This is a genomic window from Shewanella cyperi (genome assembly GCF_017354985.1).
GTDB lineage: Bacteria > Pseudomonadota > Gammaproteobacteria > Enterobacterales > Shewanellaceae > Shewanella > Shewanella cyperi.
In genome coordinates this window covers 2447678-2462629 of the sequence record NZ_CP071501.1, presented here as the reverse complement: position 1 = coordinate 2462629, position 14952 = coordinate 2447678, and the positions used below count along the sequence as shown (strand labels likewise).

Genomic DNA, 14952 nt, shown 5'->3' with positions numbered 1-14952 from the left:
AGTGCCGGGTTTTTTCTGCTCATGGTGGCCCGGGGGTTGAAATTCAGGGTCACGGCATCCATCTCCTGATAACAAGTGATTTACTTAGGATCTGCAGTGTTCAAATTTGAACATGTCCCCTGGCTGGACGATAAGGGCCACGTCCGGCCACCGCTGATGCTGTACCTGCTGCTCGCTTTTCTTGGCCGCGGCTGGCTGGTGTTTATTGCATCCCTGACCCAGGCCGATGACAGGGCAGGGTTGGTTCGCCTGTTTTATCCGCTCAAAGATGACTTTCTGTTGGCGCTGCTGACGGGACTGGGTGCTGTACTCTTGTATTTGCTGGTCATCGCCGAACGCAAACGTGCTTGGCGCTGGCCCATGGCAGTTTTCCGGCGCATGAAATGGGGCCTGTGGTCTTTGCTGACCCTTGATGGCATGTTGCTCGGTCAGCGTTTGCTGCACAGTGATTTTATGTTCAGTCCCGCCGCCGCCTTCGATGCCCTGATGCTGTTCTGGGGCGCGCTCTACCTGCTTAAATCCCTGCATCTGAAACTTTACCTGAGCGACTGGCAAGCTGACGCCGAAGACTGAGCCAGAGTTATCCCTGGCGCTCAATATTGTCATTGCTGCTGAAGGGACAAGGTCTGACCGGAAAGGGCAAAAAAAAAAGACGCGATGAACATCGCGTCTGAATCGCAACCTGAATTGCCCAAGGGCAATTTTTTGGCCACACAAGAAGGAAATACACTGAAGGGTTCCAGCGTGAGAACCACTCCAGGGCAATTGACAGCAACACCGTCAGTGACCTGGCTCGGGGTGCACTCGGTCACTGACATCATCAGCTTAAAAGTAATGAATAAAATATACAATATAAAAATATTCAGGTTGTCGGTCGAAATAATGAGCTTAAACGCTAAGTGTCCGTGATTTCAGGATAAAATTGTGCGCCAGTACCGTAAAAATGTTTGCGCAAAACTACTTATGGATTTACGCTTTATTTTCAGGTAATTGGCATTAATCCATGATGTAGCCAGTTTTCACTTCTCAGACTCAGGAGGCGCCCGGTGGCCAAGGCTGAACCCATACAGCTCCCTGTTTCGGCCTTACGGCTGGGCCTGACAATCAAGTTGCCTTTGTCTTGGGCCGATCACCCCTTTCTGCGAAACCGTATAGAGATCAAAGAGCCGGCGCAGATTGAGATGATCCGTGGTCTCAATGTGCCCTATGTCATACTGCTGGACGGCCAGGAGTTGCTGGAGGCCGATAACCAGGAGGCGCCGCTGGAGGTGCCCGAAGAAATCGAACCCCAGCTGCAGGAGCCCGATGTCCGCAAGGAAACCCGCAAGGCCATTCGCCTCAGTCAGAAACGTTTTATTGAGTGCGTCAATAACAGCCGCAGTCTGTTTTCCAAGATCACCTCCGATCCCGAGGGGGCCTACCGCCTGGCCGCCACCCTGGTGGAAGATATGTTGGTGCATTTGCTGGAAGTGGAAACCCCTTATTTGGCCCTGGTGAGTCTGGGCGAGCAGGATGGCTCGGTCACCCAGCACGGTATCAGCGTGGCGGTATTGTCGCTGATGATAGCCAAGGCCCTGGATCTGCCCAAAAAGGAAATGCGTGATATGGCACTGGGTGCCCTGTTGCATGACATTGGCAAACTCAAGGTGCCGGACATCATCCGCCGTAAGCGCACCGGGCTGACACCAACCGAAACCCGTTTTATGCAGCAGCATCCCAATTTTGGCTATGAAATGCTCAGCCGCAGTGGTCTGTTCCCGCCCGAAGTTCTGCACGTGGTCAAGCATCACCATGAGTACATAGATGGCAGCGGTTTTCCCGATGGGCTCAAGGGCAAGAAGATCCCCATCATTACCCAGATAGTGAGCCTGGCCAATGATTTCGACAGCCAGTTGTCGAGTCAGAAGCTGATTTCGCCCCAGTTGGCCTTGGGCTATCTGTTTAAAAATCATTCCGACAAGCACGCCGAGACCCTGATCTCAGTACTGGTCAAGGTGCTGGGTATCTATCCGCCGGGGACCCTGGTGCGTTTATCCGATGGCTCTGTCGGCAAGGTGATGATGACCACCAAGGAAGTGCGCCAACCTCAGGTTTGGGCCTGCGAGCCCAACGGTGCCAATCCTGCGCTGCGACTGCTCAGTGAAGAACCTGTTACCGTGGATCAGGTCATCAAGGCCGAAGAGTTGCATGAGGCCGCCCTGCGGGTGCTGCAGGCCGACTCGGCCATCAATTTCTATTTCAGCGCCATGCAGGGCTGAGTCCGCTGTTTTCCGGAGTCACGATGAATAAAATTAACACAGTTGCCATTGTTGGCTGTGGCTGGTTTGGTTTGCCTTTGGCACGCCATCTGATGCAAAAAGGTTTCTCGGTAAAAGGCTGTAAACGCAGTCCGGAAGGTGCGGCAGAATTAACCCGGGAGGGGATTGATGCCTTTGTGCTGGATCTTGAGCAGCCTGTGCCCGAGGCGACACAGGCATTGCTTGATGCCGATGCCCTGGTGATCAATATACCGCCGGGACTCAGACGCGGTGACAGCGGTTATTTACAGCGACTTGCCCATCTTGTCTGCGCCCTCGGCGACAGGTGGTATCAACGCTTGGTATTTATCAGTACCACAGGAGTGTATCCCGAGTTGGCGCAACCTATGACCGAGAAGGATGCCGAGGCACACAGTGATACCGCCAGAACCCTGTTGACGGCCGAGGCCATGTTCGGTCAGCAGCCCAATGCTACCTTGATGCGTTTTGCTGGCCTGGTGGGACCCGGGCGGCACCCGGGACGTTTCTTTGCCGGTCGCCAGGGCGTGGCTGCTGGTGGGGCACCGGTCAACCTGGTGCATTTGGATGACTGTGTCGCTGCGGTCACCTTGGTGCTTGAAAGTGCCAATCCCGATAGCTGTTACAATATTTGTGCGCCACTGCATCCAACCAAGGCCGAGTTTTACCGGGCCGCCGCCGAAGCCTTGCAGTTGCCGCCACCACAATTTGCCGAGGATGTAGCGGGAGGCAAAGCCATTGACGGCGAGCATATTTGCGCTAATCTGGGCTTCCATTATCGCTATCCGGATCCGCTTGCAATGTTGCAAAGTCCGGACGCTTTTTAATCACCAGAGACAAGAGGATTGTTGGGAATGGCATATGTTTCCCGTGTATTGGCCCTGACCCTGTTGGCCATGATGTTGCAGGTCATAGGCATCACGGCCCAGGCGGCCAATTTTATTGAGGGCAGGGATTATCTGAAGGTGGCCGGGATCCCGGAGGCGCAGCAGCCGGTGCTACGGGAGTTTTTTTCCTATAACTGCCCCCACTGCTATCGCAAGGATCCGGCGGTGGAGGCTCTGACCCAAGCCCTTGGCAAGCAGGTGGAATTCACCCGTACCCCGGTGGCAGGCGGTCGTGCCGCCTGGGTCTTCAGCCAGAAGGCCTACTTCCTGGCGCAGCAGTTCAAGTTGACCGAGGTGAGCCATAAGCCTTTGTTTGACAGAATTCAGACGGCGCCTTTTCGCAGCGATGCCGAGCTGAAAGACTTCTTCGTTGGGCTCGGTGTTAAGGCTGAGGATCTGGATAAGGCGCTGGCGTCGGCGGATCTCACCTTGGCTCTCAGCAATTACGACACTCTGGCGCAACTGGCCGAAATCAAGGGCGTTCCGTCCTTGCTGGTCAACGGTAAATACTTGATCCGGGACCACGGTCAGAGCACGGAGGAAATGGCCCAACTGGTGCGTTTCCTCAGCGAAAAATGACAACGCATTGTTAACAAAACGCCCGGCTTGCCGGGCGTTTTTCATTTTATGGCTTGGTGACAGCCGCTGAAACTGCAAATATTTGCATTTGCAGCATTACGAAAAATATTTTATGTGACTGATATTAAAGATGTAAGTGTGTATTGGTTGCATGTCGCAATCCATGCTTAGACTAAGGTGTGATTGTGGTCACACTCCTGCTTGCTAGATTAACCAGGACTTAACAATAAAATGCACAGGGGAGTCACTATGGCTTTTGAAAGCAACGACAAGGCACAAGGGTACTGGCGCGAGAATCTTCGTCTGGTGCTGGGGCTGCTGGCAATCTGGTTCGCCGTTTCCTACGGCTGCGGGATCCTGCTGGTGGATGTTCTCAATCAAGTAAGCTTTATGGGATTCAAGTTGGGTTTCTGGTTTGCCCAGCAGGGTTCCATGTATGTGTTCGTGGTACTGATCTTTGTCTACGCGGCAAAGGCCAATGCGCTCGATAAAAAATATAACGTGCACGAAGACTGAGGAGCCCGGCAATGGATGTTCAAACCTTAACGTATTTAATTGTGGGCCTGTCATTTGCCCTCTATATCGGCATCGCGATTTGGTCCAGAGCGGGCTCCACCAAGGAGTTCTATGTGGCCGGTGGCGGTGTGCCTCCAGTCATGAACGGTATGGCGACGGCGGCGGACTGGATGTCGGCGGCGTCTTTTATTTCGCTCGCCGGTATTGTGTCCTTCGTCGGTTATGACGGCTCTGTGTACCTGATGGGTTGGACCGGTGGTTATGTGCTGCTGGCTCTGTGTATGGCACCCTACCTGCGCAAGTTTGGCAAATTTACCGTGCCTGACTTTATTGGTGAACGCTATTACTCCCAGGCAGCCCGTACCGTGGCCGTTATCTGCGCCATCTTCATCTGCTTTACTTACATCGCCGGTCAGATGCGCGGCGTAGGTGTAGTGTTCTCCCGCTTCCTGGAAGTGGAAGTGGATACAGGTGTGTACATTGGTATGGCCGTGGTGTTTTTCTATGCCGTGCTCGGCGGTATGAAGGGCATTACCTATACCCAGGTGGCCCAATACTGCGTATTGATTTTCGCCTTCATGGTACCGGCAATTTTCCTGTCGGTGATGATGACAGGTCATGTGCTGCCACAGCTGGGCTTCGGTGCGCAATTGCTTGATGCCGCCGGTAATGGCTCAGGTGTTTACTTGCTGGATAAGCTTGATGGCCTGCAAACCGAACTGGGCTTTGCCCAGTACACCGAGGGCGCCAAGAGCACCATCGACGTGTTTGCCATTACCGCGGCACTGATGGTGGGTACAGCAGGTTTGCCACACGTGATTGTGCGTTTCTTCACCGTGCCCAAGGTGAAGCATGCCCGCTCCAGCGCCGGTTGGGCCCTGGTGTTTATCGCCATCATGTATACCACTATTCCTGCTCTGGCTGCCTTCTCCCGGGTGAACATGATTGAGACCATCAATGGTCCCGACTCTGCCGGTGTGGCTTACGAGACAGCGCCCCAGTGGATCAAAAACTGGGAAAAAACCGGTCTTATCAAGTGGGATGACAAGAACGGCGACGGCAAGATGTACTATGCCAAGGGTGATGCCAACGAGATGAATATCGACCGCGATATCATGGTGTTGGCGACCCCTGAAATTGCCAACCTGCCTGCCTGGGTGATTGCCCTGGTGGCTGCCGGTGGCTTGGCAGCAGCCCTGTCGACCTCCGCCGGTCTGCTGCTGGTAATCTCCACTTCGGTTTCACACGATCTGCTGAAGAAAAACCTGATGCCGAACATTTCCGATAAGCAGGAACTGCTGTATGCCCGTATCGCTTCGGCCGTGGGCATAGTGATCGCCGGTTACTTCGGTATTAATCCGCCCGGATTCGTGGCAGCTGTGGTGGCCTTTGCCTTCGGTCTGGCAGCAGCTTCGCTGTTCCCGGCCATCGTCATGGGGATTTTCTCCAAGAAGATGAACAAGGAAGGTGCCATCGCCGGTATGGTGGTGGGTCTGGCCTTTACCGCAGGTTATATCGTCTACTTCAAGCTGATTGACCCCAGCGCCAACGTCGCTGATAACTGGTTGTTCGGTATTTCCCCCGAAGGCATTGGCATGATTGGCATGCTGCTGAACTTCGGTGTGGCCCTGGCGGTAAGCAAGGTAACAGCGCAAGTACCTATGGCAGTGCAGGAGATGGTCGAGTCGATCCGCTTCCCCAAGGGAGCCGGAGCGGCCGGGGATCATTGATCCTTGTCACAAGGTATTGATAAAAAAGGCGCTTCGGCGCCTTTTTTCATTCTCTTTGGCCTTTGGTCCTATGGTTCTATGTTGGTTACGGGGCTATAGTGATGGCAGACCTTTTTGTGGAGTCTTGTATGGATGCCAGCGAAATCCAGCCTCTGATGCAATTTCTTGGGCAACTGGTGCCCTTTGACAGCCTCAGTGCCACCACCTTGTGTCACTGTGCCCGGCGGCTGAAGATCTGCTACTACAGCCGGGCCGATGGACAGGTGCACTTGAGCCCCGATAACCCCATGCTTTATATAGTGCGCAGTGGTGCTTTTGAAGTGCGCGACAGTGACAACGAACTCCTGGACAGGTTGGGGGAGGGCGATTTCTTCGGCTTCCCTTCGCTGTTGTCGGGCGAGACCATCACCAATAAGGTGGTGATCCTCGAAGATGGTTTGGTGTATCAGCTGGATCTCGACAGTTTCAACGCCCTGCGGCAGGAAAGTCGCGAGTTTGACCGCTTCTTTAACCGCGCCTTTGCCAAAAGGCTGCGGCATCAGGGGCGCTTCAAGGCCAGGGAGTTGACCACCACCAGCCGTATCAGCAGCCTGATGTCCCGCAGCCCCAAGACCCTGGATTGCCACCTGAGTGTGGCCGAGGCGGCTGTTTGTATGCGACAGGCCCGGGTTTCATCTGTACTGGTGACGGATAATGGCCGCTTGTGTGGCATTCTGACCGACCGGGATCTGCGTAACAGGGTACTGGCGGAGGGACTTGATGGCACCCTGCCGATACATCAGGCCATGACGCCGCAGCCGGTGTTCATCGGCCCCCAGGCGCTGGTCTTCGAAGCCATGCTGCTGATGAGTGAACACAATATTCATCATCTTCCTGTGGTGGACGAAGGCGAGGCCGTCGGTGTGGTTACCAGCACCGACATACTGCGTAGCCAATCATCGCAGCCGCTGCTGCTGATTGGTGAAATAGAGCGTCAGCAGGACCTGCCGAGTTTGATCTCTGTCAGTCGGCAGATCCCCTTGCTGCTGCAAAACCTTATCAGTGCCGATGCCCGGGCCGAGGAAATCGGGCGGGTGTTGACCTCGGTCACCGATGCCCTGACCCGGCGCCTGATTGTGCTCAACCAACAGCTGCTGGGTGAGGCACCCATGGCCTTTTGCTGGCTGGCCTTTGGTTCCCAGGGACGCCAGGATCAGGCGGCCTGCTCGGATCAGGACAATGGCCTGCTGCTGGCCCACGAACCCGATGAACAGGCCCAGGGCTATTTTGCGGCCCTGACCGAGAGAGTATGTGAGGGGCTGGATCAATGCGGCTATCGCTTCTGCCCCGGCGACATCATGGCGCGCAATCCCACCTGGCGCATGTCGCTGGCCCAGTGGCAGCAAAAGTTCTCCGATTGGGTACTGGCGCCCGAACCCAAGGCACTGATGCACGCCAGTATCTTTTTCGATATGCGGCCTGTGTTTGGCCCCATGAGCCTGTTTGATAACCTGCAGGATAAGGTGCTGGAGCAAACCCGTCACAATGATATCTTCCTGGCGGCCATGACAGGCAACAGCCTGGATCAGGCACCGCCACTGGGTTTTTTCCGCAAATTTGTCCTTGAGCGTGATGGCACCGAGGTTAAAGGCATAGATCTCAAGCACAGGGGCAGCGCCCTTATCAATGACATTGCCAGGGTGTATGCCCTGTCGGCGGGGATCAAGGAAGTCAACACCGCCAGGCGGATCCGCGCCTTGATGGAGCAGGGCATACTCAACCGTAAAGATGCCCTGAATCTGGCCGATGCCCATGAGTTTATTGCCCATATGCGCCTGGCCAACCAAGGGGCGCAATATGGCCGCGGCGAGGCAAGCAGCAACTTCCTCAAGCCCCAGGAGTTGTCATCCCTGGTGCGGCACCAGTTGCGGGATGCCTTTAAGGTGGTCCATGACGCCCAGTCGGGATTGAGACTCAGTTTTTTACGGAGTTTTTAGCCTTGTTCAGACTGAATGAACTGGCACTCAATGCCAGAATGAGTTGGCGAGCGCGGAGATTGCACTCACAAAGGTTAAGGCATTTCTTCGACAGCCAGCGGCAGTTGTTGTCACGGCCTTTGGAGCAGGTACCTATATTGGCGCTGGATATGGAAATGACCGGCCTGGATCCGGCCAAAGATCAGATCCTTGCCATGGGTCTGGTACCGGTTTTTGAGCGGCAAATTCATCTTGAGGATGCTGCCTCTGTGCTGGTGAGCATTGACGGCAGCGTGGGGCACAGCGCCACCATTCATGGGATCACCGACCTTGATCTCACCGGCGGTCTGACGCCGGCGGTGGCGTTGGACTGGCTGCTGGAGCGGGCCGAAGGGCATATATTGCTGGCCCACCATGCGCCACTGGATCTGGCTTTTCTTCAGCAAGCGGCGCAGCGGCTGTTGGGGGAAAGGTTACCATTGCTGGCCATAGATACCCTGGCGCTGGAAAGGCAAAGATTGCTGCGCAGCGAAGATGTGCTTAAGGAAGGCAGCTTGCGCCTTGACGCCTGTCGCAGCCGTTATGGCCTACCGCGCTATGCGGCCCACAACGCCCTGACCGATGCGCTGGCCTGTGCGGAACTGTTTTTGGCCCAGAGTGCCTGTCTTGGAAAGTCCCTCCACTGTCATGAGCTGGCCAGACTCTACAGGTAGGCGGCTCAGGCTCTGCAGGTGAGTCGGTTACACACCAGGTTACAGAATTTTCCTCCCGAAATCAGCGCAGTGCATCTACCTTAGCTCAATAGCACAAGGCGTTTTTAACGGAGGATGCCATGGCTTTACCCTTGATTTGGCTTGGTGGTGCAGCCCTCGGGGCGCTGGCGCTTGCCGAGCGCGAGCACAGACGCAAGCTGCTGTTGGAACGCAGCCTGGGACGCAGCGCCCGCGAACCTAGCGAGGCCACCACAGTGTTGGCGCCCAGTGTCTGGCAGTTTGATGGCCCGAGTGTCCGGCCCGTGCCCGGCGCCATAGTCTGTTGCCATGTTTATGGTCTGGTGGAGCATACAGGTATTTGGCTCGGGGACAGCATAGCCGAGCTGCATGGCAGCGGTCTTATCCGAGCCGTGTCAGCCAAGCGTTTTCTTCACGGTCGCACCGGCAGCCGCATTTTCGTTGCCTGCGATCATGATAATCAGCCTCTTGCCACTCAAGCCTGTGCCGACCGGGCCAGCGAGGCGCTGTTTCAGTTTCGGGATTACGATCTCTTTGCCAATAATTGTCACCGTTTCGTATGGCAGTGCCTGAGCGGCGAGGACCGTGAGGTCAAGAGCTTCGAGGCCTTCAATCAATTGCTGGCCAGCTTCTACAGTCGCGCCCTGTATTGGGATCCTGTGCCTGTTTAATGGGCAAAGAAAAAGCCACCCTAAGGTGGCTTTTTACGCTGTCATTCTGTTCTACTTACAATGACTTACTTGCAAAAGCTTACTTGCAAAAATAGTCCACGGCGCGTTTAACCAGCTCCAGACCCGTCTTGTCGCAGGGTGGCAGCTCGGCGTCGGACCTATTGATAGGTGTCACGCGCTCGCCCCACTTGAACAGCACTGCGGCTGATGTCAGACCGGCACCGAAGGCGCAGGACAAAATGGTCTGGTTCGGCTTAATCAGGCCCTTGTCCAGGGCATCGCAGATGGCGATGGGAATCGTGGCCGCCGAGGTATTGCCGTAGTTGGCGATGTTGACGAAGGCCTTTTCCTTGGGAATACGCATCCGGCTCACCAGGGTATCGATAATACGTTCATTGGCCTGATGGGGGATTACCAGATCCACTTCGTCTTTATCAACACCGCACTTTTCCAGCACCTGTGCACTGAGTTTGCCCATGCCGTTGATGGCGCGCTTGAAGATTTCCTGGCCGTCGAACTGGATGTAGAAATCCAGTGACTCGGCGCTGAATCTGTCCATGGCGGTACCAAAGCCGGCCTTGAGTATGTCGCGGCCTTCGGGATCGTTATTCAGTTCATATCCCAGCACACCGCCGGGAATCTCGCTGGCTTCCACAACCACGGCACCGGCACCGTCACCGAACAGCACGGCGGTTTCGCGGCGGGACCAGTCCAGGTAGAAACTCAAACGTTCGGCACCTATCACCAGTACCTTCTTGCACTGGCCACTCTTGATCTGTGAGCTGGCGAGCCCCAGACCGAAAAGGAAGCCACTGCAGGCGGCATTGATGTCAAAGGCGGCACACCTGGCGCCTATGTTGGCCTGAACCGTGGAGGCGATATTGGGGATCAGGGTATCCGGACTGGCACTGGCCAGGATGATCATGTCCAATTCGCTGCCGTCGATGCCGGCGGCGGCCAGGGCATGCTTGGCGGCCACCGAGGCCATTTCCGAAGTGTTGACGTGGCTTATATGGCGCTGACTGATGCCGGTTCTGGGTTTAATCCATTCATCCGAGGTATCGATGAAGGTGGCCAGATCGTGGTTGGTCAACACGGCGGGAGGAACGCATTTCCCCCAGCCAGTAATAGTGGCGTACTGCATGTGGTTATCTCTCAAAATAAAAAAGGCAGAACCTTTGGCCTGCCTCAAATCATGACAATCATGCCTTTGGCATCGGCAATTTGTCGCTGATTATTTTACCTGTTCTGCGACCAGAGTGCGAATGGCTTCCGCGGCATGCAAAATATGCTGACGCAGCAGGGCCACGGCCTTATCGGTTTGTCGCTGACGGCACAGGGTCAACAGGTCCCTGTGGTCCTGCTCTGCCTGGGGGATCCCGCCGGCAAGCAGTAATTGCAAGCGAATATAACGATCGCAATTGGTATTCAAACCGTGAACCACTTCCAGGGTATGGGGGCGGTTGGCCGGTTTGTACAGACAGGTATGGAACTGGGTGTTGAGTTCGGCCCAGCTGCCCACCGCATCTTCTTGTTTGAAGGCGGATTCCAGCTGCTCAAGCACTTTTTCAGCTTGAATTAAGTCTTCATCTTGCAGATTCGGGATGGCTTTTGCAAGCAAATCGGTTTCAATCAGCGCCCTGAGCTCAAATAATTCTTTCACCTGTTCAACGGACAACTCGGTGGCGGTGGCACCCTTGTGGGCTTCGAATTTCACCAGGCCTTCGGCTTCCAGTTGCAACAGGGCTTCACGGACCGGGATCCGGCTGACGTTGAGTTCTTCTGCCAGGGCACTTTGACGCAGTGGTTCACCGGCGGCGATGTCGCCTGAAAGGATCTTCTCCCGCAGTACTTCGACCACAACCTGAGTGCGCGTTTTATGAACGATAGGCGTGTTTCGACTCATAATTTCCGTCTGTTAAATCGTTGTTTCGTTAATCCGACCAAGATTACCGCCAACGCGGGTATAAATAAAGGGAAACCATGGGTTCCCCTTTATTATTTATGCCTTTACCGCACCGATATCATAGGGTTTCCATCCTTAAGCGGTTCGGGCAAAAGTGCCTGGGGCATATTCTGATAACAGATGGGGCGCAGGAAGCGCTTCATGGCAGCGCTGCCCACCGAGGTGCTGCGGCTGTCTGTGCTTGCCGGGTAGGGGCCGCCGTGCTGCATGGCATGACACACCTCAACCCCGGTCGGTGCCTGATTGAAGATAAGCCTGCCCACCTTGAATGCCAGCCGCTGGATATGGGGACCAAAGTCAGCGAGTTCTTCCTCCAACCCATGGACCGAGGCACTCAGCTGTCCCTCCAATGCACTAATAACGTCCAGTAACTCATCGGCACTGTCACACACGGCCAGCAGGGCAAAGGGACCGAAAATTTCCTGGCGCAGCGCCGGATTGGCGAGCAATGCCTTACCGCTGACTTTTGCCAGTGTGGGACGGGTTTGATGGCTTGCTTCGATAGCCTGACCCTGGGCCAGCAACTCCAGTTGTGGCAGCAGTGACTCCACCCCCTCTCTATAGGCATTGGCTATGCCGGCGGTCAGCATGGCGCCGGCGCCTTGCTCCGCCAGTGCGTTGCTGGCGGTGGCGATAAAGCGCTCCAGCCCCGGCCCCTTAATGGCCAGCAGCAGCCCCGGGTTGGTGCAGAACTGTCCCTGACCCAGCAGCATGGCCGTAACCTGATTTTGGGCCAATTGCTCGGCATGGGCTTCCAGCATTCCCGGCAGCAGTAACTGGGGATTGATTGAGCCCAGCTCACCATAGAAGGGGATGGGCTCGGCACGGGCGGCGCAGCAATCGGCCAATATCCGGCCGACCTTGAGGGAGCCGGTAAAACCGACGGCCTTGATGGCGCCGTGACTGACCAGCGCCGTCGACAAACCGGGGCTGTGGCCCTGCAACAGCGAGAACAGGCCCTGTGGCATATCGCACTTTTCAATGGCGCGGGCAATGGCACGGGTGCAAAGCTCACTGGTGCCCGGATGGGCCGGATGGCCCTTGACCACCACGCTGCAACCGGCGGCGAGCGCCGAGGCGGTATCGCCCCCCGGGGTGGAGAAGGCCAGTGGGAAGTTGGAGGCGCCGAACACGGCCACAGGTCCCAGTGGCAACTGCCCCAGACGCATATCCGGCTTGGGCAGCGGTGTGCGCTCCGGCTGGGCTCTGTCGACTATTACCGGCTCCATGGGGTCGCGCAGCGCGGCAGCAAACAGCCTGAGCTGGTTGCAGGTGCGGCCCAGTTCTCCCTGAAGCCTGGCCTGTGGCAGTGCCGATTCCAGCATGGCCATGGCCACTATCTCTGCGCCATCGGCCAGCAATTCTTCGGCCATGGTGTCCAGCAGAGTGGCACGTTCGACAGCGGTCTTTTGCTGATACAGCCAGAAGGCCGATTCGGCGGCGGTTACCGCGGCGTCCACATCGGTGTCGTTGGCATCATAAAAGGGCTCCGGCAAGGCCTGATTGCTCGCCGCCGCCATGCGATGAAAATGCTCGCCGCTTTGGTGCCAGCGGCCCTGAATGTAGTGACCGCCGTTGAGTTCAATTGTCATGCATGTTCCTTAGGGGGATCAGATCAAAGTGGGGTCAGATCACCTGAAAGCCGAAGGCATAGGGATCGGCATCATCGACCGTTATGGCGTTGTGACCATAGATCCGCGCCCAGCCCTGAATGCTGGGGCGAATGGCCGCAAAATCACCGACCCGGGTTTCGGACTCGATACGGCCGATAAACTGACTGCCTATGATGCTCTCGTGGGTATAGCTGTCGCCCACCTTGAGTTTGCCGCGAGCGTGCAGCTGCGCCAGGCGGGCGCTGGTGCCTGTGCCGCAGGGGGATCTGTCTATGGCCTTGTCGCCGTAGAATACGGCGTTGGCACCGTCTGAGCCGTCGGTGATGGCGTCGCCGGTCCAGAGCACATGGGACACGCCGCAAACCGTGGGATCGTCCGGATGTACACAGCTCAAGGTTTCGTGTGCCACCTGGCGCACTATGGGACTCCAGCGCAGGATCTCGGCGGCGCTCCAGTGGCGCAGACCGGGGAAGTTTTGCTGGGGATCGACAATCACGTAAAAGTTGCCGCCGTAGGACACGTCGACCTTGAGTGTGCCCAGACCCGGAATATCCAAAACCGCGTCCTTGTGTGCCAGGAAGGCGGGCACGTTATAGATGCGCACCCAGTCCACCTTGGCACCCGTCTGCTGAAAGTCGATTTCTATCTGGCCGGCGGGCACATCCAGCACCAACTTGCCGGGAGTGCGCGGTTGCAGCAGCCCCGACTCTATGGCCGCTGTCACTGTGCCTATGGTGCCGTGGCCGCACATGGGCAGGCAGCCGCTGGTCTCGATAAACAGAATCGAAGCATCGGCATTGGCGGAGCAGGGCGGATACAGGAAGGAGCCCGACATCATGTCATGGCCGCGGGGCTCGAACATCAGCGCCTTGCGGATCCAGTCGTGGTGGGCCAGGAAATCCTGGCGCTTCTCGCTCATATTGCTGCCCTTGAGCTGCGGATGGCCGCTGGTGACCAGCCGCACCGGGTTGCCGCAGGTGTGGGCATCGACGCAAAAAAAGGTTCCTTTGATCATAGTGTTCGGGCTCCGCGAAGACACTCAGTCGAGGTTGTACTTGGACAAATCCAAACGATTGGTGACGGATTTGTTCACCAGTTGCTCCACATAGGCGCGTTCTTCACCTATCAGCGTCATGCGTGGCATGCGCACCTGCTCGCTGCCGCGGCCCACCAGTTGCTCGGCAAACTTGATGCACTGCACCAGGGTTGGAATGGTGTCCAGACGCAGCAGTGGCATAAACCAGCGGTAAATCTCGCGGGCTTCTTCGATACGACCGGCACGGGCCAGCTTATACAGGGCCACGGATTCGCGGGGGAACACGTTGGTCAGACCGGAGATCCAGCCGGTGGCACCCAGCAGCAGGGATTCCAGCGCTATATCATCCACGCCGCAGAACAGGGTGAAGCGCTCACCGAAGCGGCTCTGCAGCTCGGTCAGGCGGCGGGTGTCCGTGGTGGATTCCTTGATGGCCACAATATTGGGTTCGTCGGCCAGTATGGCGGTCATTTCCAGATTGACATCAACGCCATAACCCACGGGGTTGTTGTAGATCATGATTGGCAATTTTGTGGCGCGGGCGACCATCTGGTAATGGGTCACCACTTCGCGGTCGGTGCCGCGGTAGACCACGGCGGGCAGCAGCATCACACCATCAACCCCAATGGCTTCCACATCACAGACATAGCTCATGGCCAATTGGGCGGTGTTTTCGGTGCAGCCGGCGATGACCGGGATACGTCCGGCCACTGTCTCAACCGTGTGCTTGAGGAAGGCACGTTTTTCCTCCGCACTCAGGGAGGCGTTTTCCCCTATGGTACCCAGGGCAATGATGCCATCGATACCGTCGCGGATAAGGTCTTCCAACATGCGAGCATTGGACTCGTAATTAATGCTGCCATCGTTGTTGAATTGGGTGGAGATTGCCGGAAACACGCCTTGCCAGTTAACTTTCATGTTCTAACCTCTTGAAAAATGTCTTTTATCTGCATCGTTGGCCCACCCATTAAGCTGAACATGTGTGATATAAC

General features: G+C 56.4%; 14 protein-coding genes. 9 read left to right on the top strand and 5 right to left on the bottom strand.

Annotated features, from left to right (window positions below; genetic code table 11):
* Positions 1-156: 156 nt before the first annotated feature.
* The 9 genes from JYB84_RS10655 (at position 157) to JYB84_RS10615 (ending at position 9345) form a co-directional block, all read left to right on the top strand.
* Positions 157-573, top strand: a complete 417-nt coding sequence (locus JYB84_RS10655) for a DUF2919 family protein (RefSeq protein ID WP_207323189.1) — start codon at positions 157-159, stop codon at positions 571-573.
* A 473-nt stretch (positions 574-1046) separates the two neighbouring features.
* Positions 1047-2258 carry an HD-GYP domain-containing protein gene (locus JYB84_RS10650; RefSeq protein ID WP_207320068.1) on the top strand — a complete coding sequence of 404 codons (1212 nt, stop codon included), beginning with the start codon at positions 1047-1049 and terminating at the stop codon, positions 2256-2258.
* Positions 2259-2281: 23 nt separating this feature from the next.
* A complete protein-coding gene (locus tag JYB84_RS10645) occupies positions 2282-3103 on the top strand; it encodes an SDR family oxidoreductase (RefSeq protein ID WP_207320067.1) in 822 nt (273 codons plus the stop codon).
* Between the two features lie 27 nt (positions 3104-3130).
* A complete protein-coding gene (locus JYB84_RS10640) occupies positions 3131-3742 on the top strand; it encodes a thiol:disulfide interchange protein DsbA/DsbL (RefSeq protein ID WP_228289591.1) in 612 nt (203 codons plus the stop codon).
* A 249-nt stretch (positions 3743-3991) separates the two neighbouring features.
* On the top strand, positions 3992-4258 hold the full coding sequence (locus JYB84_RS10635; protein ID WP_207320066.1) for a DUF4212 domain-containing protein: 267 nt from the start codon (positions 3992-3994) through the stop codon (positions 4256-4258).
* 11 nt (positions 4259-4269) lie between these two features.
* On the top strand, positions 4270-5988 hold the full coding sequence (locus tag JYB84_RS10630; protein WP_207320065.1) for a sodium:solute symporter family protein: 1719 nt from the start codon (positions 4270-4272) through the stop codon (positions 5986-5988).
* A gap of 128 nt (positions 5989-6116) precedes the next feature.
* Positions 6117-7964 carry a DUF294 nucleotidyltransferase-like domain-containing protein gene (locus JYB84_RS10625; RefSeq protein WP_207320064.1) on the top strand — a complete coding sequence of 616 codons (1848 nt, stop codon included), beginning with the start codon at positions 6117-6119 and terminating at the stop codon, positions 7962-7964.
* An 11-nt stretch (positions 7965-7975) separates the two neighbouring features.
* Positions 7976-8656, top strand: a complete 681-nt coding sequence (locus JYB84_RS10620) for an exonuclease domain-containing protein (RefSeq protein WP_207323187.1) — start codon at positions 7976-7978, stop codon at positions 8654-8656.
* A gap of 119 nt (positions 8657-8775) precedes the next feature.
* Positions 8776-9345: a lecithin retinol acyltransferase family protein gene (locus JYB84_RS10615; RefSeq protein ID WP_207320063.1), complete on the top strand. Its 570-nt coding sequence runs from the start codon at positions 8776-8778 to the stop codon at positions 9343-9345.
* 79 nt (positions 9346-9424) lie between these two features.
* Here JYB84_RS10615 and JYB84_RS10610 read toward each other — a convergent pair whose 3' ends face one another.
* The 5 genes from JYB84_RS10610 to dapA form a co-directional block, all read right to left on the bottom strand.
* Complete coding sequence (locus JYB84_RS10610; protein ID WP_207320062.1) at positions 9425-10489, bottom strand: ketoacyl-ACP synthase III; 1065 nt, start codon at positions 10487-10489, stop codon at positions 9425-9427.
* Positions 10490-10579: 90 nt separating this feature from the next.
* Positions 10580-11251, bottom strand: coding sequence for a GntR family transcriptional regulator (locus tag JYB84_RS10605; protein ID WP_207320061.1), 672 nt, complete (start codon positions 11249-11251; stop codon positions 10580-10582).
* Between the two features lie 104 nt (positions 11252-11355).
* Positions 11356-12903 (bottom strand): aldehyde dehydrogenase (NADP(+)), encoded by a 1548-nt coding sequence (locus JYB84_RS10600; protein WP_207320060.1) that lies wholly within the window; start codon positions 12901-12903, stop codon positions 11356-11358.
* Between the two features lie 34 nt (positions 12904-12937).
* Positions 12938-13939: a 4-hydroxyproline epimerase gene (locus JYB84_RS10595; protein ID WP_207320059.1), complete on the bottom strand. Its 1002-nt coding sequence runs from the start codon at positions 13937-13939 to the stop codon at positions 12938-12940.
* A 24-nt stretch (positions 13940-13963) separates the two neighbouring features.
* Entirely contained in the window at positions 13964-14878 is a 915-nt protein-coding gene (gene dapA / locus JYB84_RS10590; protein ID WP_207320058.1) for a 4-hydroxy-tetrahydrodipicolinate synthase, read from the bottom strand.
* Positions 14879-14952: the final 74 nt, after the last annotated feature.